The 24,170-nt window shown below is 53.9% G+C and carries 22 protein-coding genes; 17 read left to right on the top strand and 5 right to left on the bottom strand.

Going from position 1 to position 24,170, the window contains the following annotated elements:
* The first annotated feature begins 15 nt into the window (after window positions 1–15).
* The 9 genes from EDM54_RS04485 (at window position 16) to EDM54_RS04445 (ending at window position 10,295) form a co-directional block, all read left to right on the top strand.
* Window positions 16–1,032 carry an ABC transporter ATP-binding protein gene (locus EDM54_RS04485; protein ID WP_003390105.1) on the top strand — a complete coding sequence of 339 codons (1,017 nt, stop codon included), beginning with the start codon at window positions 16–18 and terminating at the stop codon, window positions 1,030–1,032.
* 2 nt (window positions 1,033–1,034) lie between these two features.
* Window positions 1,035–2,003: an ABC transporter ATP-binding protein gene (locus tag EDM54_RS04480; protein WP_003390104.1), complete on the top strand. Its 969-nt coding sequence runs from the start codon at window positions 1,035–1,037 to the stop codon at window positions 2,001–2,003.
* Window positions 2,004–2,074: 71 nt separating this feature from the next.
* Window positions 2,075–3,079, top strand: a complete 1,005-nt coding sequence (locus tag EDM54_RS04475; RefSeq protein WP_003390102.1) for an ABC transporter permease — start codon at window positions 2,075–2,077, stop codon at window positions 3,077–3,079.
* A gap of 35 nt (window positions 3,080–3,114) precedes the next feature.
* Window positions 3,115–3,990, top strand: a complete 876-nt coding sequence (gene nikC, locus EDM54_RS04470; protein ID WP_371862602.1) for a nickel transporter permease — start codon at window positions 3,115–3,117, stop codon at window positions 3,988–3,990.
* Between the two features lie 48 nt (window positions 3,991–4,038).
* On the top strand, window positions 4,039–4,941 hold the full coding sequence (gnd, locus tag EDM54_RS04465) for a phosphogluconate dehydrogenase (NAD(+)-dependent, decarboxylating) (RefSeq protein ID WP_003390099.1): 903 nt from the start codon (window positions 4,039–4,041) through the stop codon (window positions 4,939–4,941).
* Window positions 4,942–5,059: 118 nt separating this feature from the next.
* Window positions 5,060–5,932 carry a MurR/RpiR family transcriptional regulator gene (locus EDM54_RS04460; RefSeq protein ID WP_122957832.1) on the top strand — a complete coding sequence of 291 codons (873 nt, stop codon included), beginning with the start codon at window positions 5,060–5,062 and terminating at the stop codon, window positions 5,930–5,932.
* A 51-nt stretch (window positions 5,933–5,983) separates the two neighbouring features.
* Window positions 5,984–7,546 carry a gluconokinase gene (locus tag EDM54_RS04455; RefSeq protein ID WP_122957831.1) on the top strand — a complete coding sequence of 521 codons (1,563 nt, stop codon included), beginning with the start codon at window positions 5,984–5,986 and terminating at the stop codon, window positions 7,544–7,546.
* A gap of 409 nt (window positions 7,547–7,955) precedes the next feature.
* Complete coding sequence (locus tag EDM54_RS04450) at window positions 7,956–9,425, top strand: polysaccharide deacetylase family protein (RefSeq protein WP_122957830.1); 1,470 nt, start codon at window positions 7,956–7,958, stop codon at window positions 9,423–9,425.
* 180 nt (window positions 9,426–9,605) lie between these two features.
* Window positions 9,606–10,295: a hypothetical protein gene (locus EDM54_RS04445; RefSeq protein WP_031931711.1), complete on the top strand. Its 690-nt coding sequence runs from the start codon at window positions 9,606–9,608 to the stop codon at window positions 10,293–10,295.
* A gap of 276 nt (window positions 10,296–10,571) precedes the next feature.
* Here EDM54_RS04445 and EDM54_RS04435 read toward each other — a convergent pair whose 3' ends face one another.
* Window positions 10,572–11,099, bottom strand: a complete 528-nt coding sequence (locus EDM54_RS04435) for a DoxX family protein (RefSeq protein ID WP_003390095.1) — start codon at window positions 11,097–11,099, stop codon at window positions 10,572–10,574.
* Between the two features lie 279 nt (window positions 11,100–11,378).
* On the opposite strand from EDM54_RS04435, the gene EDM54_RS04430 reads away from it, so the two are divergent.
* From EDM54_RS04430 to EDM54_RS04420, 3 genes are read left to right on the top strand one after another with little or no spacing between them, the layout of a single operon-like run.
* Window positions 11,379–12,401 (top strand): hypothetical protein, encoded by a 1,023-nt coding sequence (locus tag EDM54_RS04430; protein WP_039070216.1) that lies wholly within the window; start codon window positions 11,379–11,381, stop codon window positions 12,399–12,401.
* Between the two features lie 42 nt (window positions 12,402–12,443).
* Complete coding sequence (locus tag EDM54_RS04425; RefSeq protein WP_122957829.1) at window positions 12,444–13,004, top strand: sigma-70 family RNA polymerase sigma factor; 561 nt, start codon at window positions 12,444–12,446, stop codon at window positions 13,002–13,004.
* On the top strand, window positions 12,995–15,175 hold the full coding sequence (locus EDM54_RS04420; protein ID WP_122957828.1) for a YcdB/YcdC domain-containing protein: 2,181 nt from the start codon (window positions 12,995–12,997) through the stop codon (window positions 15,173–15,175). The genes EDM54_RS04425 and EDM54_RS04420 overlap by 10 nt, the downstream gene beginning before the upstream one ends.
* Window positions 15,176–15,441: 266 nt before the next feature.
* Here the strand turns inward: EDM54_RS04420 and EDM54_RS04415 are convergent, their stop codons facing one another.
* A complete protein-coding gene (locus tag EDM54_RS04415; RefSeq protein ID WP_003390090.1) occupies window positions 15,442–16,107 on the bottom strand; it encodes a hypothetical protein in 666 nt (221 codons plus the stop codon).
* Between the two features lie 109 nt (window positions 16,108–16,216).
* On the bottom strand, window positions 16,217–16,624 hold the full coding sequence (locus tag EDM54_RS04410; protein ID WP_003390089.1) for a hypothetical protein: 408 nt from the start codon (window positions 16,622–16,624) through the stop codon (window positions 16,217–16,219).
* A 201-nt stretch (window positions 16,625–16,825) separates the two neighbouring features.
* On the opposite strand from EDM54_RS04410, the gene EDM54_RS04405 reads away from it, so the two are divergent.
* Genes EDM54_RS04405 through EDM54_RS04385 form a run of 5 tightly spaced genes read left to right on the top strand, consistent with a single transcriptional unit; the run spans window position 16,826 to window position 21,874 of the window.
* On the top strand, window positions 16,826–18,439 hold the full coding sequence (locus tag EDM54_RS04405; protein WP_024985223.1) for an ABC transporter substrate-binding protein: 1,614 nt from the start codon (window positions 16,826–16,828) through the stop codon (window positions 18,437–18,439).
* 33 nt (window positions 18,440–18,472) lie between these two features.
* Window positions 18,473–19,456, top strand: a complete 984-nt coding sequence (locus EDM54_RS04400; RefSeq protein ID WP_122957827.1) for an ABC transporter permease — start codon at window positions 18,473–18,475, stop codon at window positions 19,454–19,456.
* The gene (locus EDM54_RS04395) at window positions 19,453–20,268 is read left to right on the top strand and encodes an ABC transporter permease (protein ID WP_122957826.1); all 816 of its coding nucleotides are present in this window, start codon (window positions 19,453–19,455) and stop codon (window positions 20,266–20,268) included. Before EDM54_RS04400 ends, EDM54_RS04395 begins: the two co-directional genes overlap by 4 nt.
* A gap of 42 nt (window positions 20,269–20,310) precedes the next feature.
* Window positions 20,311–21,279 carry an ABC transporter ATP-binding protein gene (locus EDM54_RS04390; RefSeq protein ID WP_003390085.1) on the top strand — a complete coding sequence of 323 codons (969 nt, stop codon included), beginning with the start codon at window positions 20,311–20,313 and terminating at the stop codon, window positions 21,277–21,279.
* Window positions 21,269–21,874: an ABC transporter ATP-binding protein gene (locus EDM54_RS04385; RefSeq protein ID WP_003390084.1), complete on the top strand. Its 606-nt coding sequence runs from the start codon at window positions 21,269–21,271 to the stop codon at window positions 21,872–21,874. The genes EDM54_RS04390 and EDM54_RS04385 overlap by 11 nt, the downstream gene beginning before the upstream one ends.
* A 58-nt stretch (window positions 21,875–21,932) precedes the next feature.
* Here EDM54_RS04385 and EDM54_RS04380 read toward each other — a convergent pair whose 3' ends face one another.
* Both EDM54_RS04380 and EDM54_RS04375 read right to left on the bottom strand, forming a co-directional pair.
* Window positions 21,933–23,369 carry a sensor histidine kinase gene (locus EDM54_RS04380; protein WP_122957825.1) on the bottom strand — a complete coding sequence of 479 codons (1,437 nt, stop codon included), beginning with the start codon at window positions 23,367–23,369 and terminating at the stop codon, window positions 21,933–21,935.
* The gene (locus tag EDM54_RS04375) at window positions 23,359–24,033 is read right to left on the bottom strand and encodes a response regulator transcription factor (RefSeq protein ID WP_003390081.1); all 675 of its coding nucleotides are present in this window, start codon (window positions 24,031–24,033) and stop codon (window positions 23,359–23,361) included. The genes EDM54_RS04380 and EDM54_RS04375 overlap by 11 nt, the downstream gene beginning before the upstream one ends.
* Window positions 24,034–24,170: the final 137 nt, after the last annotated feature.

Raw genomic sequence — 24,170 nt, 5'->3', positions numbered from 1 at the left:
GAAAGGGATAAAACGATGGCTCCACTACTATCTGTGCGTGGTTTGCAAACCTATTTTTTCACTGACGACCTGGTTGTCAAATCCGTTGATCGTGTAGATCTCACGCTGGACGAAGGGGAAATCCTGGGTGTCGTCGGAGAGTCCGGCTGTGGAAAAAGCGTCACATCGCTGTCGATCATGGGGCTTGTGCCCAACCCACCCGGCAAGGTGGTCGGCGGGGAAATCCAGTTTGAAGGCAGGGACCTGCTCAAGCTGTCGGCAAAAGAGATGCGCGCCATCCGCGGCAATCAGATCGCGATGATTTTCCAGGAGCCGATGACCAGCCTGAACCCGGTCTTCCGCATTGGCGAGCAGATGTGCGAGACGATTCAGCTGCATATGGGGCTGAAAAAGAAAGAGGCCAAAGAGCGTGCCATCCAGTTGCTGAAGCAGGTAGGCCTGCCGAGGGCAGAGCAAGTGGTCGACGAATACCCGCATCAGCTTTCTGGAGGAATGCGCCAGCGCGTCATGATCGCCATGGCGATGGCGTGCAATCCCAAGCTGCTGATTGCCGACGAGCCGACGACCGCGCTGGACGTGACGATTCAGGCGCAAATTCTCGATTTGATGAAGCGCATCTCCAAGGAGTCGGGAACAGCCATCATGCTGATTACCCACGACCTTGGCGTGGTGGCGGAAATGTGCCACCGGGTCGTCGTCATGTACGCCGGCAAGGTCGTGGAGGAAGCGGATGTCCACACGCTGTTCTCCGACCCGAAGCACCCCTACACGCAGGGACTGCTGCGGTCGATGCCGACGCTGCACGAGCGAAAGGACAGGCTCGACTCGATCAAGGGCAACGTGCCCATACCGGCGGAAATGCCCAAAGGCTGCAAATTCGCGCCGCGCTGCGAGCATGCCTCCGAAATCTGTCTCGGGGAGGAGCCTGTGCTTCAGCAGGTGGGCGGCGCCAAACCGCACCAAGTGCGATGCTGGCTCTTTGCGGAAGAACGACCTTCTCACCTGGCGAACCCGGAAGCGAGGAGCGAGTGACTATGAAAAAAGCGCTGTTGGAAGTAAACGGACTCAAAACGTACTACCCGGTCGGAAGCAAATCGCTGCTGGGTCGCCAGCAGCATTTTGTCAAGGCGGTAGACGATGTCAGCTTTACGATTTATGAGGGCGAAACATTTGGACTTGTCGGCGAAAGCGGCTGCGGCAAGTCGACGACAGGCAGATCGATCCTGCGCCTGACCGAGCCGACGGATGGCGAGGTGCTGTTTCAAGGGGAGAATCTGGCTGCGCTGAGTGAAAGGGAAATGCAGGCCAAGCGCAGAGACTTGCAGATCATTTTCCAGGACCCCTTCGCTTCGTTGAATCCACGCATGACGATCGGTCAGATCCTGGAGGAACCGCTGCTGGTTCACGGGGTGAAGAGCAAAACAGAGCGGCAGCGGCGTGTCAGCGAGCTGCTTGAAGTAGTCGGATTGCACCGGTATCACGCCGACCGGTACGCGCATGAATTCAGCGGCGGCCAAAGGCAGCGGATCGGGATCGCCCGGGCGCTTGCCCTCAAGCCAAAGCTGGTCGTGGCAGACGAGCCGGTTTCCGCTCTGGATGTAAGCATCCAGTCCCAGGTGATCAACCTGATGCAGGATTTGCAAAAGCAGTTTCAGCTTACCTATTTGTTTATTGCCCATGACCTGAGCGTGGTGCGTCACATCTGCAACCGGGTGGGGGTCATGTACCTCGGCCGGATCGTCGAGCAGGGGGAATGCGACAAGCTGTACGAAAACCCGCTCCATCCATACACCCAAGCGCTGCTTTCAGCGGTACCGATTCCCGACCCGAGCCAACAGCGGGAGCGGATCATCCTGCAGGGCGATGTGCCAAGTCCGGTCAATCCGCCTGTCGGATGCGCCTTTCATCCACGGTGCCCGCATGCGATGGATGTGTGCAGGACGACCCGTCCGGATTTCAGAGAGGCACACGAAGGGCAGCTGGTTGCCTGTCATTTGTACTAAGGCGGGTGTAACAGATACCGTTCAGGCCGCAAAGGCTGTGGACAGATTTTGAAGCAATGGGGTGTAAACCAGTGATAAGGTACACAGCCAGACGAATCTTTCAATTAATCCCGGTACTCTTCGGCGTATCCATTATCGTTTTCGCGATCATCAACCTGATTCCGGGCGATCCTGCGCAGGTCATTTTGGGCGAGCGGGCGGACGCGGAGTCGATACAGAAGCTGCGTCACGAGCTCGGGCTTGATTTGCCGCTGTATCAGCAGTACGGCAACTACTTGCTGAACATTTTGCAGGGAGACCTGGGCACATCGCTGGTGACGGGAAAGGCGATCAGCGAAGAGCTGCTCCCGCATTTGGCGGCTACGGCGGAGCTGACGCTGTTTGCGATGATCTTTGCCGTGATCGTCGGGGTCAATGTGGGAATTGTATCGGCGTGGAAACGGAACACCTGGATCGACTACATACCGATGCTGCTGGCGTTGGTCGGGGTGTCCATGCCGATCTTTTGGCTCGGCTTGATGGAGCAATGGCTGTTCGGGCTGCAGTTGGAATGGCTGCCGGTTCTCGGACGCAATGACCCGCGGGTGACCGTCGAGACCATCACCCATTTTTATCTGATCGACACGCTGCTGGCGGGGAATTACGAGCAGTTCTGGTCCTCCGTGCGCCACCTGATCCTTCCGGCGATGGCGCTGGGAACGATCCCGATGGCGTACATCGCCCGGATGACCCGGTCGAGCATGCTGGAGGTGCTGAAGCACGACTATGTCCGCACTGCGCGGGCAAAGGGCCTGCACGAATTCTTTGTCGTCTACAAGCACGGATTGAAAAATGCCTTCGCTCCTGTGATGACGATCATCGGCCTGGAGGTTGGGCGGCTTCTGGGAGGAGCCGTGTTGACCGAGACGATCTTCGGATGGCCGGGCGTTGGCCAGTACATCTACAATGCCATCGGCTACCGCGATTACGCTGTCATCCAGTCCGGCATTTTGGTGCTTGCTGTCATCTTCATTGTCGTGAATCTGATCGTCGACTTGTTGTACAGCTATCTTGACCCAAGAATTCAATACAAATAGCGAGGTGTTCCCTGATGCAGTCGGGTTTGGCAACGATGCCGGCAGAAGAATTGTCCGCCGGCAAGGTACGGAGACGAACACCATGGAGTGAAGGCGTAAGGAGACTGCGCAAGCAAAAAGCGGCAGTCATCGGCGGCGCGCTGGTCTTGCTGTTCATCCTCACGGGATTGTTTGCGCCTTTGCTCGCGCCGCATGATCCCATCGAGCAAAACCTCGCCAACACGCTGCAGCCTCCGTCTGCAGAGCACTGGTTTGGAACGGACGACTCCGGCCGGGATATGTTTTCGAGAATCTTGTACGGAGCCCGCATCTCGATGACGATTGGTATTTTCTCTGTCCTGGGCTCCCTGGTAGTAGGTACGCTGCTCGGCTTGATTGCCGGGTTTTACGGCAAATGGATCGATACGCTGATTTCCCGCATCTTCGACGTCATGCTGGCGTTTCCCGGCATTTTGCTGGCCATCGCGATCGTCGCGATCCTCGGACCGGGACTGTTCAACGCGCTTTTGGCGATTGCGATCGTCAACGTGCCGATGTACGGCCGTCTGGTGAGGGCAAAGGTGCTGGGTATCAAGCAAGAGGAGTACATCATGGCGGCGCGAGCGCAGGGCATGTCGCAGGTCCGCATACTGTTTCGCCATGTACTGCCCAACAGTTGGACTCCCTTGATCGTTCAGGGGACGCTGGGCGTGGCTTCCGCCATTTTGGAAGCGGCCGCGCTGGGCTTCCTCGGACTGGGGGCGCAGCCTCCGGAAGCGGAGTGGGGAAAAATGCTGGCAGACTCCCGCGACTATATCACGACGGCACCGTGGGTCGTGATGATTCCCGGCTTTGCCATTATGGCAAGCGTGATCGGATTCAACCTGTTTGGCGATGGATTGCGCGATGCGCTTGATCCAAAGGCACAGTAGGCTTTCGTCGAACACAAGCGTCTTAATTTCTTGCATGGTGGTGGAATTATGAATATTGGTCTCGTTGGTCTAGGAAAAATGGGGCTGAATTTAGGATGTAGCATGATCGCAAAAGGGCATCACGTAATTGGATGCGATATTGACCAGTATTCTCTGCAAAAGTTTGAACAGGCCGGAGGAATGGCCAGCCAATCCTATCAGGAGCTGGCCGAGCGGCTGTCCGTCTCCCCGAGGATCATCTGGATGATGGTGCCGGCAGGTGAGCTGGTGGACCAAGTCATCGAGGCCGTCCTGCCGCATCTGTCTCCGGGAGATATTCTGATTGACGGCGGAAACTCGTTTTACAAGGACTCGATCAGAAGATACGAGCGCGTGAAGCAATCCGGCGTTCATTACCTGGATATCGGCACGAGCGGAGGAACTGAGGGAGCACGTAATGGCGCATGTCTGATGGTCGGAGGAGAAGAGGACGTGTACGCTGTAGTAGAGCCGCTGCTGCGGGATATTTCGCTGGCGCATGGCTACTTGTACACGGGTCCTGCCGGTTCAGGACATTTCCTGAAAATGGTGCATAACGGCATCGAATACGGAATGATGCAGGCGATTGGAGAAGGCTTCGAAATTCTCGACAAAGGGCCGTTTTCCTATGACTACGAGAAAGTGGCGCGGTTGTTCAACAGCGGCTCGGTCATCCGCTCCTGGCTGATGGAACTGTTGGAGCAGGCTTTTTCGGAAGACCCGCGGCTTTCCACGATCAAAGGCGTGATGCACGCGTCGGGCGAAGGACAGTGGACAGTCGAAACGGCTCTCGACCTGAAAATATCCGTGCCTGTCATCGCCATGTCCCTTTTGATGCGCTACCGCTCGCTGGATGAGGACGTGTTCCACGGCAAGGTCGTCGCCGCACTGCGGAACCAGTTTGGCGGCCACGCTGTGGAAAAAGCCGACTAGCCTTCGCAGCGGGAGTGTCGACGGGCAACAGGTTTCCGAAGAAGTTGCTATGCGCGGGAGCGGAATTTGGTAAAATCATGGTAATAGTCCGCTTGCGTGTTTTTGAGGAGGTTTCCCAATGAACAAACCGAATTTCCCCTGGAAAGAAGACCAGGGCTGCTTGGCTCGCATTCGCTACATGTACGACAATTTCACGGCTACGGAATTGAATATCGCCAACTATATACTGAATCACCCGAAGGATATCATTCACCTCTCGATTACACAGTTTGCCGAGATGGCCAATTGTGCGGATGCGTCTATTTTTCGGTTTTGCAGGCGACTTGGCTACGAAGGGTACCAGGCGCTGAAAATTTCATTGGCTGCCGACCTGGTGACGCCGCTGCAGGCGATTCATGAAGAGGTCGAAATCTCGGACAATATGGCGACGATCGCCAAAAAAGTGTTTACGGTAAACGCCGAGACGTTAAGCGATACATTGCAGGTGCTGGACCCCGACTCCCTGGAGCAGGCGGTAAACGCGATCGCCAAAGCAGACCGGGTGGAATTCTACGGCTGCGGAGGCTCAGGGCCCATCGCCCTGGACGCGTATCACAAGTTTGTGCGGACAGGCCTGTCATGCATCGCCTTGACAGACTCCCACCTGCAGATCGTATCCGCCGGACTGCTGAAGCCCGGGAGTGTCGTGGTGGGCATCTCGCATTCCGGTAGCAGCAAGGACATCATCGACGCGGTACAGGCTGCCAAGGAAGCGGGCGTGACCACGATTTGCATTACGGACTATACCAAATCGCCGTTGACCAAAATCTCTGACATCGTGCTGTATACGTCGTCGCGGGAGACGCTGTTGCGCCCCGAGTCGATGTCTTGCAGACTGGCGCAGATCAGCATCCTGGATACGCTGTTTATCGGCGTCTCCATGCTGCGGGAAGAAGAAACCTACGACAATCTGGCACAGGTTCGGAAGCTGATTGCCCAAAAGCGGTATTGACCATTTTGCTTGCCTTACCCCATATGATTTTCTGATTGAGAGGGTACATCAATGGGACAACAAACCATCTACATGGGTTTAGATATCGGGACTACAAGCACCAAAGGCGTACTGAGCAATTTGTCCGGTGAGATTTTGGCGGAGAGCATGGTGGAGTATCCCATCTACCAGCCGCAGCCCGGCTGCGCGGAACAGGACCCGAATGAAATCTCCCGGGCCGTATGGATGGTTGCCCGGCAGCTGATGCGGTCAGAGGCGGCACAGACCGGGCAATTGGCTGCGATCGGCTTCAGCAGCGCGATGCACAGTGTGATACTCGTGGATGAAGCGCATCAGCCGCTGACACCGTGCATTATTTGGGCGGACAACCGGAGCGCGGCAGAAGCGAGAGAGCTTTTGGAAAGCAGCGCAGGTCTTGGGCTGTACCGAAAAACGGGGACGCCTATCCATCCCATGTCGCCGCTGACCAAGCTGCGCTGGCTGTCGCGGATGAGGCCGCAATTGCTGAAAAGCGCCCACAAGATCATTTCGATCAAGGAATACGTCTTGTATCAGCTATGCAAAACGTATGCGGTCGATTATTCAATTGCCTCCACCACCGGATTGTTCAACCTCAGGCAGCTTGAGTGGGACCGGGAAGCGTTGGAGTACGCAGGCATCTCGCCCGGGCAGCTTTCCCGGCCAGTTCCGACGACACATATCCTGGAGATCTCGGAAAAGGACAAGGCCGGAGAGCTCGGGATTCCGCCGCAAACGCCAATCGTCATCGGGGCAAGCGACGGCGTCCTGGCCAATCTCGGGGTAGGGGCCATCACGGGGGAAGCGGCGGCGATCACGATCGGAACGAGCGGCGCTGTCCGCACCGTGCGAAGAGAGCCGTTGACCGATGAGCGGATGCGCTCCTTTTGCTATGCGCTGACCGAAAGCTACTGGGTCGTCGGCGGCCCGATCAACAACGGCGGCATTGCGCTCAAATGGTTCAAGGACCAGTTTGCCGGAGACGAACGGGTACTGGCGGCGGAGACGGGGGATCACATCTACGACATCATCACGCGGGAAGCGGAGCGGATACAGCCGGGCTCAGAGGGCCTGCTGTTTCTCCCGTATTTGACCGGGGAACGTGCGCCGCATTGGAACGCGCAGGCGCGGGGTGTATTTTTCGGGGCCGGGCTGAATCACCGGCGCCAGCATTTTATGCGGGCGGTGCTGGAGGGAGTCGTTTTCAGCGCATTCAGCGTCTACCAATCGCTGATGTCGACAGAACAATCTGGAAAAAGCCTTTTGGCGACAGGCGGCTTTGTCCGCTCTCCGGTCTGGCTGCAGATGACGGCAGATGTATTCGGCGTACCTGTCCACGTGCCGGCTTCTCGGGAAAGCGCGTGTCTCGGGGCTATTATGCTGGCCATGCTGGCGACCGGGGCTATCTCTACTTTGGAGGAGACGCGCTCGATCGTCAGGATTACGGAGACCTATACTCCGAACGAAAAACACACAGGAGTGTATCAGGAGCTGCATAAGCTGTTTTCTGATGTGTACCGTTCGCTTGTTCCTCATTTTGATACGCTGTCAAAATGGCGGGAAGCCCAGCCTGACATCGTGAGAGCAGGAAAATAGAGAAGAAACGCTTAACACACTGCACGTCGGACAGAAGTACCGGCCAAAGCAGTTGGGAACTGATTAACAGCAGAAGGCAGTCACAGCGAGAGGAAAGATCTCTCACTGCGACTGCCTTCTTTAGCTTTAGATGCATCCTATTTGCCTTTGCCTGGCAGCAGCAGCTAAAAGCGATTCTAAGCTTTTTGGGGTTTCGTCCTCCAATAACTGCAAACGCGGCGGCAGGCGAGATCACTGGGGCATTTCTACTTGTTCAGAATCCTTTCAGTTTCGCTTGCTAAGATAAACGATGCTGATTCGGCTTACTGTTTGCCAAACCGCATGGCCCCTGCTGATTGCTTAAACCCGGGCTCAACCTCTCTGAAAAACCAACTTTCATTAATTATGTTTCGAGAAAGGAGTAGAAAGCATGACGATCTGTAAAAACCGAGCAACAACTAGAATTTTTGCTAGAACGATATTGGCAGCGACAGCCCTCGTCCTGCTGACGAGCTGGGGCTCTATGGCAAGCCGGGTGAATGCTGCTGCAAGCTCCCAGACACTGAACAAACCGGCCACCCAAACCGCCCGCAATACTGCCGAAAAGAGCAAAGCGATCTCGATGGTCTACACCACGAAACGGGAGCTGGCCCTCACCTTCAATGGCTTGGGGGACGCACAAAAGATGAAGCGGCTGCTCGACGATCTCGACACCTACAAGATCAAGGCAACCTTCTTTTTGCCGGGAGACAAAGTAGCCAAGCAGCCTGCATTGGCAAAGGAGATTATCGCCAGGGGGCATGAAATCGAGAACAATGCGGTGCGTTCGCTGGATTTGACAAAGCTGACCTACGAGCAAATGGACCGGGAGATAAAAGCGAGCCAGGAGCTGATCAAGCAGAAAACGGGTGCAGTCCCCCGGTATGTCAGGACGAGTTTGGGAACATATACGGATGATGTCCTACGGGCGGCTGCTCATAACGGAGAGGATGCCGTGATCGGGTACAGCCTGTTTCTGCACAACTGGGAAAAGGAAACCGATGAGCAAAAGTACCACTACGTGAGAAAGTACATCAACCGCGGAGGCATCATCGCCTTGGATATCGAGGAGAACAAGCATCTGGCCGTATCCATTCCGCTGCTCGCCAAGGCCGCGGCAGATGCGGGATACGAGTACGTCAAGCTGGACAAGCTGATCAAGGATGGAGCAGAGAAAAAGCCGCTCAAAGACATTGAGGGATACGACGCGGCAAAAATCAATCCCGACTACGGCAACGCGTCGTACAAGCTCGTGAAAGAGCTGGATACGGACGAAAAGAAGGTCGCCCTGACATTTGACGATTGGGGGAGCGACGCGAACGTCACGAAAATTCTCGACATCCTGGACAAGCATCAGGTGAAAGCGACCTTTTTCCTGCGAGCGGACGGAACGGTCAAGAACCCCAATTTGGCCAGGGCGATGGCAGAAGCGGGGCACGATGTGGCTAATCATACGTACTCGCACCCGACTGGCACCGAAATTACGCCGGAGCAGCTGCAGGAGGAAGTAGTCAAGGCTCACCAGATCATTACCGAAGCGATTCAGCAAAAGCCTGCGATGCTGTTCCGGCCGCCATTTGGAGCGCAAAACGAAAAATCGCTGAAGGCCATCGCCGCTACTGGTTATTCTACGATCGCCATGTTTTCGGTCATACCGTCCGATCACGATTCGAAAAACAGCGCGGATGATATCGTGAATGCCGTTTTGAAGCAGACGAAAAACGGAAGCGTGATCCTCCTTCACATGCTGGACGATATCCACACGGCAGAGGCTTTGCCGAGAATCATCGAAGAGCTGCAGAAGCAGGGGTATAGGTTTGTAAAGATGACGGAAGAAAAAAATAACCAACAATGGAAATGATTCAAAATACCTCAAGAGATAAAAAGTTAAAGACTATAAAGTAAGATACACCTTACAGAGACATAATGAAAACTTTGCGGTTGACTGTGACTCTGTAGGGTGTATTTGCTATAGATAGAGTGACTCGTTCATCAAAGGAATAGGAATTGAAATTGGAAAATAAAAAGTGGAGGTTAAGTGATGAAAAAATTAATTTCTTCTTTGTCTTCGTTATTTTTAATCGGGGCAATACTGTTTACAGGAGTTGCTTCTCCTAAGACGGTTGAGGCAAAAAATTCTTCAGTTCCAATTAAGGATATTGAATTTTTAACAGGGAAAAGCTTGAAAGGGTACAACTTTATAGAATACAATGAGCCTGTAACGAAAAGATATGACGGGAAGCATGAGGTTTTACTAGGATACTATGAACCTGTACAAAATTCAGGCAAATCTAAACCACAGGACTATAGAGAATACGATGTATGGTATGTGTACGATCAGGGAATAACCCAAAGCTGGTCTTACCTTTCAAATCCTTATTTTATCATTAGTGTTGCACGAGGTATGGAATATGAAGAATCTAAAGAGGTTTCTTCAACTTTTACAGCTTCATATGGTACAAATATTCCAAGTGCAGCCAAATCTTCTGTTAATGACGCTTTTGAGTTGAGTTCATCCGGAACGAAAAAAGTAACAGTAAGAGTAAAACTGTCGGGGCCAGACGCTGGTTACAGTAGCCGAGATTTTTATTACAAAAATGGTAGACACACTCATGCGGTGCGGATTGTTCAGGAACACAGATCAAATTGGGACGGGAAGCTTTGGACAAAAGAATACTCTAGCACTGTAGGAGTTCCGGCGATCTACCACTACTCTGTCGATAGAAAATAGGAGATTCGTATGATCAATCAACTTATTAGATGGCTTTTGTTATGCATTCTGGTTGTTTCATGCTTATCCTTGCTTGTAGTGTATCAGTTTCATGATTATATAGGTGAAGTACATAGTGCAAGGGCTCTGCCTTTGGCCGTTGTAATTGGATTGACCTCCATAGCTGTTGCCATTTATGAGAAACAGAAATAACTTCCTTGAAAAGGCCCTGGCCCTCCAGCAATCTGCCGCATGGAGGGTCAGGGCCTTTTCACGCATCCAACACAAGAGCTCCGGTTAAATGATCTTCCGGTTTGTAAGAAGGATCGGTTTGGGCGGATTCTTATGAAACAAGCGGTCGTAAAACGGAAACAGATAGCGGTCAAGACCGATCATGCCAGCATTGCGGCCGCCGACCAGCAGGAAGATGCCAAACAAGATCATCCACGGGTTGGTAGAGACGGTGCCGGCCAAGAGGAAAGCGAAGTTCATCACGACCCCAAAGAATCCGGCAGCCGTGGTCAAGCAGCCGAGGATCAAGCCAAGCCCGACGAGAAACTCGCCCAGCGGGATCAGAAAGTTGAACAGTTGGGCGTTAGGCAGGGCGAAGCTCTCCAGAAATGCGGTGAAGTTCGGATAAATCACTTCATTATGGCTGGTAACGGGGTTGGCAACGGCGTTCTGCAGAAATTTGGCGGTTTGAAAGCCTTCAGCGCTGGTCAGCTTGCCCCAGCCTGCGGTCAGCCATTGCCATCCGATGTATAGGCGCGCGAGCAACAGCAGCACGGAGGCGTATGCATTGTTTCGAAGCCAGTTCACGATCATAACGGTCATCTCCATCTTGTGACTTGAGTAGTTGAACCTTTCAGCCTGGCGGGGTGTGTTCCAGATAGGTTCACTTGCAATTGTAGGGGAAATCAATGGATTTATCTGTAAGGGAGCTCCCTGAAACGAGAGGGGAAGCTCCCTGATTTGTTGGGAGGTGATTTCCTGACGGATCCAACTCATCCAAAATTTCTGGAGGAATATTTGCTTGTAGGTGTCACGAAATTGCCGCTGCTGGATCAAATGAGTGATTCGAAAGCTGAAAGGATGATTTTCGTGATGAAAAAACAAACACTCTTGTCCATAAGCATGCTGGCGCTGTTGGTATCTGCCGCAGCATCGCCGTTCCCAGGAATCTCTTCGACCGTGCACGCAGCCAATAACGCCCCAGTGCCAGCTGCGGCCCCGAAAATGATCACCATCGCGGAGCTGGACAAAAAGGTTGTCGACGCGGCAGCCCAAGCCATGCAGCAACTAGCAGAAGGCAAACCCATTGTGCTGGAGAGAGTCAGCGGCCAAAATAAAGATTGCTGGGTTCTCTCTGCCAAAGACGACAGGGGAGAAGTCCTCATCGCCAAGAGCAATGGCGACATTGTTTCGATGCGGATACGCTTCAAGCTCGACGAAGTAAATGCCGCTTTGAAAGCGACTGTCATGAACACGCTGAAAGAAATGGACGCCAAGCGTTCGTTCAACATTCGTGAGGTCGAGCGGATCAAGTGGGAAAAGCAAAACATCTGGTCGTTTAACGGAGAAGGCGTCAATGTGGCGCTTGAGCCCGGCACAGGCAAAGTTCTACACGCCAACGCGGAATATGAAGCGGCACAGGTTCCCGCAGCAGTCGTTCAAGCTGCTCAGCAAACGCTGAAAGGACTGTCCGGGGGGAAGCAGGTTCCCTTGGCGCCTTCCGCGACGCTTTACAAAAACCCGCAGGAGCACATCGACAATTTGTGGGGACTTTCGGATAAAGACGGAAAATACGTAGTGGGCATCGGAGCCAAAACGGGGAAACCGGTATCCATCAAAATGCTTGAACAAATCTCCGGCGACAATTTCGTCTTTGAAAGCGACATCCCCAAAGTGTTTGCGAAACCTTTCTACACGAAAGAAAAAGCAATCGGCGCTGCAGGCCCGGCGGTGAAAAAACACCTTCAGATCGATTTGACCGGATACAACATGGCTGTCCAGCACGATACGTACACCTTTACGAAAAAGGGCAAACCCACCGTTATCGCCCAGATCAACAAAAAAGGAACCTTCTGGAGCTTCCTCGTGACGCCGGAAAACGGCCTGGCGAACTAGCGCAGAGCAAGGGACGAGATGAAATGAAGGAGACAAACTGACGTGTATCCCGAAACTAACCAGGCGGATCAGTCGCTGCGCATGACAAATGAGGCTGTCTTGGAACAGTTGATGAGAGAGTACGGAGAGAAGATCATCCAGCTCGTATACCTCATCGTCAAAGACCGAAGCATGGCCGAAGATATTACGCAGGAGGTATTTCTCAAGGCGTTTCGCGGCTTGCGGACCTTTCGCGCGGAAAGCAATATGAAAACCTGGCTGTATCGCATCGCCATCAACGAATCGAACAAGTACCTCCGCTCCTGGTCTTTCAAGCACATCTTCTCTACCTTTAAAAAAGCTGACGTGCCGGACTGCGAAGACGACGAGCATGTAGAGGATGCGGTGATCGGAAAATGGACCAAGGAGCAGGTGGCGGAGAGGGTCATGGCAATGTCCCCTCAATACAGGCAGGTCATCGTGCTCCATAATTACGAGGATTTGCGGATCAAGGAGATCGCGCAGGTGCTGAATGTAACAGAAGAAGTGGTCCGGACCAAACTGTCCCGGGCACGGAAGCAGTTCAGGGCGCTGTTGGAAGAGGAGGGGCTGGAATGGACGTAGACAAGGAATTTCGCGAGGCGGTCCGAAATGTCAGCCGCAAGTCGGCACAGGATATACAATTCACTCCCGAATTGGAAAAGCGGATCAATGATCAGCTAAGCAAAAGACGGGCGAAAGGGTATCGCAGTCTGTACGCGGCAGGTGCGGTAGCCGCCAGCATTGCTTTGGCGTTTGCGGTATGGAAGCCGGTGGCGTCTCTATTTCCAAGTGATTTGCAGCAAGCGGCAGCCGAGCTGTCGGGGCAAAAAGCGAAGGCGCTCGTTCAAAAGGCATTGCAGCCGCTGCAAAAAGCGATTCCCGAGCTGGGCGGCTATCAGTTGACTGTGAAGGAAGTCGGGCCGGGCGTGGTCATGGCCGAGTTGAGAAAGAGCGACAATGAGTACGCCCAAGTGGCCGTCAACACAGGCACAGAGCAATTGGAAATGTTCAAATGGTTCACAAGCGATGCCGGCAAGCAGGCTCTCACGGAGCAAGCGGCCGCGGAGAAAGCGAATGCGTTTCTGGACGCGCTCCTTGGCGAGCAGCGCAAGCAGTACGAACAGACGGCGGCAGGCGAGATATACCGCCCGCAGAACGGTTTTTTGGAGCTGGACGTAAACGGCATGTATGTCACTTACAAACAAATGAAAGACGGCAAGGCGGTGCCGTTTGGCGACATCACGCTCTGGGTGGATGGCGCAGGCCGGATCGTCGCGTTCGGACAGTTGAACAGCGAGGAGCAGGCAACCCTCGACAAACTGGCAAAGGCGCTGCCAGAGTTCAACACCGGGGCCGTTTTGGTAAACAAAGACAAACGGAAGGACGGCTCCTCGCTGACGCTTGCGAATGCAGATGAACAGGGGAACACAGTAATGGTCATCACACAGGGGAAAGGCGATACAATTTCCCGCTACCGCGTCGATGCCCCCCGGGACGAGGGATGGGTGCATGCTCCGAAGGCATTGGCAAGCGAAAAGGCAAGCCAGTTCCTGCAAAGCGTCCTGGGTGAAGACTTGAAAAACTACCGGGAAAAGGATTCCTCCGACATCCCGGGATATCAACGCTATCACAACGGATTGCCTGTGCTCGGGGACGATCTGTACGTTGTCGTCGACAAGACGGGACGCGTCACGGATTTTGCCAAGAACGCGTCAGCGTACGACCTTGCCGCATTGCCTGATCCGTCAACAGCGGTTTCCAGAGAGGCGGCGGAAAAAGAAGTAGCCGCAAACATGAAGCTGCGCTACATCGAGCGGCTGTTTGAGCGCTCCTCCTCTGACCAAAAACAGCAAGACCTCGGGCCGCTGCTCGATTACACCCCGGCGGTCGCCTTTTTTCAAATGGGTCAGTCCGGGTCGCTTCATTGGTATATCGACGCGGAAACAGGGAAAATCCAGTTCGGAACCGGAAACAACGGAATGGAGTACGACCGCCTGGGCACGCACGAACCGATCACGCTTGCAGCGCAGAAGCAGGCGGCCGCCATCAAAACGAAGGAAGAGGCGGCAGCCCTGCTGACAGAGGAATGGGGAGCCGATCTGAAAGGCCTGCCGTATAGCGAGCGGGAGCAAGAGAAGCGCGAGGGCGAAGGAAAAGAGAAAGTCTTCCACTGGGAGACAAAAGACGAAAAAAGGCTGGAGGTCGTCGTGGACGCCGCAACAGGGCGGGTCGTGGATGTCACGATTCCCCGCAAGGATACGAATATCTCCGTATCGGAGCAGGCTGCGCTCAAGGAAGCGATCCGCGTCCTGGAAAAATACGTCGATCCGGGAGTCACAGAGGTACAGGTGAGCCAGATTATCAAACCGGGAGAGCCCTCGCCGGTCACATCCGGAGACTGGCAGTTTGAATTTATCAAGAGCCATGACGGAGTACCCGTACTTCAGCAATATCCCGATGAGGCCTACATCGTAACGGTGGACCCTTCCACGGGCAAAGCGAACGGGTTCTTGAACAGAACGGCGTCGGCGGAAGCAGTCGCTCTTCCCGACAAGAGCAAAGCGGTTCCCGTGGAGCAGGCTGTCCGGGAATACCTGGCGTACATGCCGCTGCAATTGGCCTATACAATCAAGGGCGTGGAAGATGAAAAGCTCGCCAAGCCGAAGCTGATCTATGTACCGATGAGCGACAAAAAGTACGCCGATAAATACATTTATATTGATGCCATCAGCGGGAAAGCCGTGATCCGCTAGGTTTCCGGAGGCGAAATCAGGAAAGGAGCCAACACTTCCTTCCGACGTCTCATACGGGAAATGACCGGTTAGCTGTTTCAGGTTTATGAGAAGGCCTTGCTTTTAGCGGGGCTTTCTTTTTTGCTGCATGGACAAGGGGGCTTTCAATAAGGAAAAGCCCTCCGCTCTGGAGAGGGGAGGGCAATTTTCGATCATGCGATTGTGTTCAATATTACAGGCGTGCCGCTTGAAAGAGGCTGCCTGTCTGCAAGTCGGAGAACAGAGCCTTAGTTGACTTTGTAGGACTGCAAAATTTGTTGGGCAAGCGGTTTCCACTCATCCATTTGTTGCTCGGTACAGTTAAAGGTGGTCATTAACAATTTTCCGTCCAGTTCCGTAAAGAAAATGAGATTGTACACCTTCGTATCTGCAGCAGGCGTTAACAGTTCAAAATAGCCGACATTTTTGCCGTTGATCTGGGTTACTTCGTCCTTATACCATGTCGCATCCGGGTAGAGCCCTTCAAACATTTGCTTCATTTGATCCTTCAGTTCCTTGATCTGGCCGTCTTGGATCGGTGTGGCAGTATGATTGAAAGCGACGTTGATGGAGCCTTCCGCATCGGTGTAGATCAATGTTGGCCGATTTTCTGAAGGATACTTCACTTTTGCCATTTCTTCCGACATGATGTCAAAGCCTTTCGGAATCAGAATTTCGACTTTGTCAGACAATACTTTTTTCAGCTCAAGCTTGTCGCTTGTCTGATTGCTTGCGTTTTCCGCAGGCGCCTCAGTTTTTGCGGCCGAGGAGTCGCTGCCATTCGTGCCGGAAGCTTGCTGAGTCGCGTTTGTTGCTTCGTTTTGTGGTACTGGCTTCGTGTCTGTCGACTGGTTTGAACAAGCAGAAACAGTCAACATAGCGAGTAGTGCGGCTGTTGAGAGAACCTTTTTCATTTTGAGTTTTTTCCACCTTTAACGATTTTTTGGTAATGAAAGGAAACGCAAAAGTGATTCTACCATATATTTCATGAAAGTGGAAATGAAATAATTTTAGTCAGAATGTTCAAATTACATGCACCAACTTTTCCTCCCGACTTGGATTTACAAGAAGGAACCGGGGCCAAGTGCAGCCAGGCTTTTTAGGAGGACGGGCAGTGGCTATCTTCGTCGAATCCCGGCGGCGATGACACACAGGGCCACGCTGATGAGCCCACCTGCAAAATTCACAAACGACCGTGACCAGGCTGACTGTGAACGCTTGTCTGACGGGGTTGTCCTGGATGAAGCGCATGAGCAGACCGTACGTGATATACGGAATCGTAATCATGAATATGCCGATAAAGTTTCCGGACAAATCCCAATCGTGATCAAAAGGGATTTGATAAATCCAATAATAGAGTGCAAATGCGCTCCAAAGAGTCACAAAATACAAAATGGTCGTGATCACCAATCCCTCTATGATCTTGCCCATATCATCACTCCTACTGCGATAAAGACGATTCGTCGGGACTTTCGTTTCGCCATAGTATTGTAAAAAGTTTCTGAATCGGAACGCTGCTTTTTTGTTCGAGGAGGGTAAAAAACTTGCCGGGAATAAGGTATGATGAAAAAATAGGCCAAATTCTGATGATTCCATACAAATTTACTTGCTGAATGGGAGAGAGAGAAAAGAATGCTTGGAAAATGGTACGCAAAGCCAATCGCGGCGATAATGGCGATGGTTCTTCTGCTTGCGGCGGGCTGCGCACCCGACAAAAATCAAGGGACGGGTGCTGAGGCAGAAAAGAAAAAAGATGAGCTGATCCTGGCGATCGGCTATGAGCCCGAGGATGGCTTTGACCCGACGACAGGCTGGGGACGTTACGGCTCGCCGCTGTTCCAGAGCACCCTGCTGAAACGCGGCAAGGATTTGAAAATCGTAAACGACCTGGCAACAGGCTATGAGGTAAGCGACGACGGTTTGGTCTGGACGGTAAAGCTGCGGAGCGATGTAAAATTCTCTGACGGCCAGCCGCTGACGGCGGACGATGTGGCGTACACCTATGACACAGCTTCCAAGAGCGGATCGGTTATTGATCTCACCGTGCTGAAAAGCGTGGAGGCTGTCGACCCGTTTACGGTCAAGTTTACGCTCGTCCATCCGCAATCAACATTTGTCAATATACTCGTCGCCACCGGGATTGTTCCCAAACACGCCCATGGCGAGGACTATGCCAAAAAGCCGATTGGCTCGGGACCCTATAAACTCGTCCAATGGGATGCGGGCCAGCAGCTGATCGTCGAGGCCAACCCGGAATATTACGGACCGAAGTCCGCTTTTAAAAAATTGACCTTCCTTTTCCTGAAGGAAGATGCCGCGTATGCCGCTGCCAAAGCGGGGGAAGTGGACATGGCGTTCGTGCTGCCGAATGCCGCCAAGCAGCAAGTGCCGGGCATGCATCTGGTCACGGTAAACAGCGTGGATAACCGCGGGATTCTGTTCCCGGTCGTAAAGGCAGGCGGAGCGACCAAGGACGGAGCTCCGGTCGGCAATGACGTGACCGCAGATATCGCTATCCGGAAAGCGATCAATATCGCCATCGACCGCAAAAAGCTGGTGGAAGGCATTTTTGATGGTTTCGGCACGCCCGCATACTCGGTTGCGGACGGCATGCCGTGGTGGAACCCGGATACCGTGATTGAGGATGCTGATTTCGACCAAGCAGGGAAAATTCTGGCCGAGGCCGGTTGGAAGGATGCCGATGGAGACGGCATTCTGGAGAAAGGATCTCTGAAGGCGGAGTTTACGCTCGTCTATCAGGCTGATGATCAATCGCGCCAATCGCTCGCCATCGCGGCAGCCGATATGATCAGGCCGCTCGGAATCAATATCAAAGTAGTAGGCGGCAGCTGGGATGACATCGCGCGCATGATGCATTCCAATGCGGTGCTGTTCGGCTGGGGCAGCTACGATCCGCTGGAGATGTACAATTTGTACAGCAGCAAAACAGCGGGCATTGGCTGGTACAATACAGGTTTTTATGCGAACCCGGCTGTTGATGAATACATGGAAAAGGCGCTGAAAGCGACGACAGAGGAAGAAGCGCTCGGCTACTGGAAAAAGGCGCAGTGGGACGGAAAAACCGGGTTCAGTGCCAAGGGTGACGCTCCCTGGGCCTGGCTGGTCAACCGTCAGCACCTGTATCTGGTACGGGACGGGCTTGATATCGGGCAGCCGAAAATTCAGCCGCACGGTCATGGATGGCCGATTACCGACAATATCGTCGAATGGTCCTGGAAGAAGTAAAGACAAAGAGAAGAGGAGTTTGGGTGACAGCAAATGGGCCTGGTACCTTTTATTCTGAAAAAACTGCTGCGAATGGCTGCACTGCTGATTGCCCTGTGTATACTCTCATTCTGGCTGGTGAGCTACTCCCCGCTGGACCCGGTGCAGGCGTATGTCGGAGCCGATATGACGAGGGTAAGCAGCGAGCAGAGCGAAATGATCGCCGAGTACTGGGGGCTGAACAAGCCGCCCCTGGAGAGGTTTTTGCATTGGGGCTCGGCTGTATTGCACGGAGATCTGGGTACCTCAATGATTTTCCGCCGCCCGGTAGCGGAGGTCATTGGAGAACGGTTTATGGCTTCGCTGGCCTTGATGAGCACGGCCTGGCTGCTGTCCGGTGTGCTGGGGTTTGCGCTCGGGGCTGTCGCCGGAATGAAGCAGGGCACCTGGGCGGACCGGCTGATCAAATGGTACTGCTTTACGCTGGCTTCGACACCGGCATTTTGGCTGGGGCTGCTGCTCGTCATGGTATTTGCCGTCTGGCTCGGCTGGTTTCCGGTCGGCTTGGGAGTGCCGGCGGGAAAGCTTGCCGATGATGTTACACTGGCAAACCGCATCTATCATCTCATCCTGCCAGCGTTGACTTTGAGCATTCTCGGCGTAGCCAATGTTGCGCTGCATACGAGGCAGAAGCTCGTGGATGTTTTGGCCAGCGATTACATTTTGTTTGCCCGGGCCAGGGGAGAAAAGGGACTGCAGCTCTTTTGGCGGCATGGCTTGCGCAACGTCGCCTTGCCCGCCGTTACGATTCAATTTGCTTCCATCAGTGAGCTGATTGGTGGGACGGTACTGGCCGAGCAGGTCTTTTCTTACCCCGGCCTTGGACAGGCCACGGTTCAGGCCGGATTGCGCAGCGATGTACCGCTGCTATTGGGCATCGTCATTTTCAGCGCCCTCCTCGTTTTCGTCGGCAATCTTGCGGCCGATATTATCTACCGCGTGGTTGATCCGAGGATCAGAAAGGGGGAATCGGCGTGAACCGCAGGCAAATAACCCTGATCACTACCTTTTGTGCCGCCATCTTGTTGATCGGTGTAGTTGTCGGCGGATTGACGCTGGGCGAGGAGCGGCTCTCCACCAATTTGGACATAAGAAACGCATCGCCGTCGCTTGAGCATCCATTTGGTACAGACCACCTCGGCCGGGATATGCTGACGAGGACGCTGAAGGGGTTGACCGTAAGTATCGGCGTGGGTGTCATCGCCGCTGCAGCCAGTGCCGCCATTGCGCTTGTGCTGGGCATGCTGGCGGCCACGATGGGCAAGGCTGTCGATGCCGCCATTAGCTGGCTGATCGACTTGTTCCTTGGCGTTCCGCATCTGGTCGCCCTTATCTTGATCTCGTTTACACTGGGCGGCGGATTGAAAGGGGTAGTGGCTGGAATCGCGCTGACCCATTGGCCAAGCCTGGCTCGGATCATACGGGCTGAGGTCATGCAGCTCCGGTCCGCCGAGTATGTGCAAATCTCCCGCCGTTTGGGCAAATCACGCTGGTGGGTGGCCAGCCGCCATATTCTGCCGCATCTGTTTCCGCAGCTGCTTGTCGGCTTGGTGCTGCTGTTTCCCCACGCCATTTTGCATGAGGCGTCGATCAGCTTCCTCGGCTTTGGACTGTCGCCCCACCAGCCGGCAATCGGCATCATTCTTTCGGAATCGATGCGCTACTTGACTTCGGGAATGTGGTGGCTGGCGTTTTTTCCGGGAATCTCCCTGCTCATCATCGTGCGGGCCTTCGATACGCTGGGCGACAATCTCCGGCTGCTGACCGACCCGCATCGTGCCCATCAGTAACAGATGCCCGACCGGTTTGCGGGATAAGAGAGGAGGATGTACGTGCCAACACAGACGAAGAGCAAACCGATCCTTGAGGTGGAGGAGCTCTCCATTTCATTTGCGCAGTATACGAGCGGCCTTCGGCAGAGCAGCCTGAAGGTGATTGCGGATTTGAGCGTATCCGTCTGCCCTGGTGAAATTGTAGCCGTGGTAGGCTCCAGCGGATCAGGAAAAAGCTTGCTTGCCCATGCCATACTCGGGATACTGCCGGGCAATGCTGCTATTTCGGGATCGATCCGATTTGCGGGCCAAAAGCTTACAGCCGAGTACCAGGAAGCGATCAGAGGACGGGAGATCGCGCTCATCCCGCAATCCGTCAACTATTTGGACCCGCTGATGCAGGTGGGCAAACAGGTGCGGAACGCTGCAAAGATTGCGAGGGGGAGCTCTCCAGACCGTGCAGCTGCCCGCAAAATCCAGCGCGAGGCATTTGCCCGGTACAACCTGGCGCCGGAAGTGGAGCGGCTGCTCCCGTTTCAATTGTCCGGCGGCATGGCACGGCGTGTGCTGGTAGCCACTGCGCTGGTCAGCAGTGCCCGGCTTGTGATCGCGGATGAGCCTACGCCGGGTCTCGATGATGCCGCTGTCCGGGAAACACTCGGCTGCTTTCGGGAGCTGGCTGATCAGGGGCGCGGCGTGCTGCTCATCACTCACGATATCGAAACGGCGCTTGAAATCGCAGACCGGATCGCCGTCTTTTACGCAGGCACGACGGTCGAGGTCGCACCTGTACAGGACTTTTCCGGAGGTGGCGAAGCGCTCCGCCATCCGTATACAAAAGCGCTGTGGAGGTCGCTTCCGAAAAACGACTTTGCGCCCATTCCGGGCTTTCAGCCGCATCCCAATGCGCTTCCCGAGGGCTGCCTGTTTCAGCCTCGTTGTCCGATGGCTACGCCCGAATGTACGGCAGGACGGCCGGAGATGCGAGCGGTTCGCGAGGGGATGGTGAGGTGTATCCATGCTTCTTGAAGCAAGTGAGATCGGGTTTCGATACAGCAAAAATCAGTGGGTCCTCCGGGGAGTCAGCGTTGCAATACGTTCGGGTGAAGTCGTTGGTCTGATCGGTCCGAGCGGGTGCGGAAAAACAACGCTGGGGCGCATCCTGGCCGGGTATGAGCGCCCGCATGAGGGCAGCGTTGCACTGGATGGCAAAGCGCTCCCCGCAACCGGGTACCATCCTGTCCAGCTTGTATTCCAGCACCCGGAGAAAGCGGTCAATCCCCGTTGGAGGATGCGCAAAACGCTTGCGGAGGGCGGGGGGCCGGATGAACAGCTGCTGGCGGCTCTCGGCATTCAAGAGGAGTGGCTCAGCCGCTGGCCAAACGAGCTGTCCGGCGGGGAGCTTCAGCGCTTTTGTGTAGCGCGGGCGCTCCGGCCGCAAACCCGTTTTTTGATCGCCGATGAAATGACAGCGATGCTCGACGGGATCACCCAGGCGCAAATCTGGCACGCCGTGCTGGACTATGCCCGCAAGCAAGAAATGGGCGTGCTCGTGGTAAGCCACGAGAAAAGCCTGATCAACCGGCTGTGCACCAGAGTTGTTGATCTGACTCAGTTTTGTTAGCGAAATAACGGGAGGCCAGTGGATGCTTTCGAAAATACAACGGAAAGAGCGCAGCGGACTAAATCGCTGCGCTCTTGCTTGTAGAAATCGGAAGCGCCACGGTGAACGTGCTTCCCTGGCCCGGAACGCTGGAGACATGAATGTTGCCTTGGTGGATTTCCACAATCCACTTGGCGATAGCAAGTCCCAGACCTGTTCCTCCCATCTTCCGGGAACGGTTTTTTTCAACCCGGTAAAAGCGGTCAAAAATGCGCTCCGCATCCTCTGGCGCGATGCCGACGCCGGTGTCCCGTACCTTGATGAGAATCATGGTTTGCTTCTCCCGTGCTTCAACAGATACAGTGAGGTGCACCTCTCCCCCTGGCGGCGTGTATTTGATCGCGTTGTCCACGAGGATGTAGAGAAGCTGCTTGATTCGTTCATGATCGCCGTACACGATCAGAATAGAGGGCATGTGGTGATGCAGGCTGATGTTTTTGGATTGCGCCAGTGGCCCTGTGGAGCTCACCAGCTGCTCGATTGTCGGGACCAGATCAAACCGCTCAACCGTAAGAGCCGGGCGATCCGTTTCCGAACGTGCGAGGGTCAACAGATCACTGACCATTTTGGCCATCCGCTTTACTTCATCCTTCATGTTGACCAGGACGGTCTTTGAAAAGTCGGAGAGGTGCTCGCCGTCTTCCATTTCAAACACGTCCAGCGAGGAGTTCAGAATGCTGAGCGGTGTCCGCAGTTCATGAGAGGCGTCAGCGACAAACTCCTTTTGCCGTTGAAACGATTGCCGGATCGGGATCATGGCGCGTTTGGACATAAAGTAGCTGAGCAGGACGGCAACCCCGAGAAACAGGATGCCCAATACGATCAAAATCGTCAGGAGCCTTTTGATCAGCTCGTAGGTGTACGATATTTCGCGCCCCGTATAAAGCGTTCCGGCTAATTCATTGCCATGATAGATGCGCTGGCCGGTAATCATCAGGTTTATTTCGCGATCCGCCTCTTTGTTCTTTACCTTTACTTTGTTCGGAGAAGCATTGGTCCCCCGCTTGTTGCTGGGAGGAGTGGGGATCGTCATGGTCTCGTAGCGGACTTCCCGGATGCCGGGTGTCCAGTCTTGTACCAGCTTCAGCAGTTCCGGCTGCAAGCGGCGGTTCCATGCATCTCCAAACAAGAGCTTCCCATCCGGCTTTATGTAATAGTAAAAAAATTGCCTGCCGCTTTCGCGAATGGTGCTCAGGTCATCGAGATCCTGCTGGTCGAGGTTTTCATCCGGCAGCGATTCCTTGATGATCTGGGCCTGTTGCTCGGTGATGGTGTACAGTTGTCTTTCCTGTTCAAAAAAGATCGCGAAGTGGACCAAAAAATAGACAATCGTAATGAAAAGAGAGAGAAAAATCATGATGACGATGCTGTACTGAAAGGCCAGCTTGGTCTGGGTATGGACAAATACGTCCTTTCTCCAAGGAAGACGAGTGCGTGAAAACCAGTCAGATATCAAGCTTGTATCCCACCCCGCGAATACTTTGTATGTAGTCCTTTTCGCTATTCCAGTTTAGCTTTTTCCGAAGCAGCTTGACCGTGGCATCGATCGTCTTCAGAGAGACGTCGGCCTCGTACCCCCAAATCCGGTCGTAGATCAATTCTCTGGACAATACCTGGCCTTTATTGCGGATGAGCAAGTCCAGCAATTGAAACTCCCGCGGAGTAAGGTAAACCTCTGTTTCTCCGTCAAAAACGGTGCGCTGTGTCAGGTTCACGCGAATATTCTGCAGCTCGACCAGTTGTTCCTGGATCGGAGCGAAGTTTCTCCGGCTGACAGCCCGAATTCTGGCGAGCAGCTCATCAATTTCGAAAGGCTTGATCAAATAATCATCGGCTCCGGCATCCAATCCGTTAATCTTGTCCTCAAGCGCATCCTTGGCGGTCAGCATGATGATAGCCCCCGAATAGCCTTCTTTCCGCAATCGGCTGCAGATGCTCACGCCTTCCTCTCCCGGCAGCATCCAGTCGAGGATCAGGACATCGTAGTGCGATTTCAAAGCGTACTCGCAGACATCGTCACCTGTTGTCAGCCACTCTACCTGATATCCGCCTTTTTTCTTCAAGAGATGGGCAATCAGTTGACCCAGCATCAGATCATCTTCTGCTACCAGTATGTGCACGGCTTTCCACCCCTTTTTCACATAACCCATTATGCGATCATGTTACCGTATTTTCGTGAAAAATGAATGAAAAAAAGTTGGAAGAGGGCGCAGAATTTCACCGTTTTTTCACCGTTCACAGGTACAGTAAAAGATGA

This window comes from Brevibacillus borstelensis (genome assembly GCF_003710865.1).
Lineage (GTDB): Bacteria > Bacillota > Bacilli > Brevibacillales > Brevibacillaceae > Brevibacillus > Brevibacillus borstelensis.
This window is presented reverse-complemented; position numbering and strand designations above follow the sequence as displayed.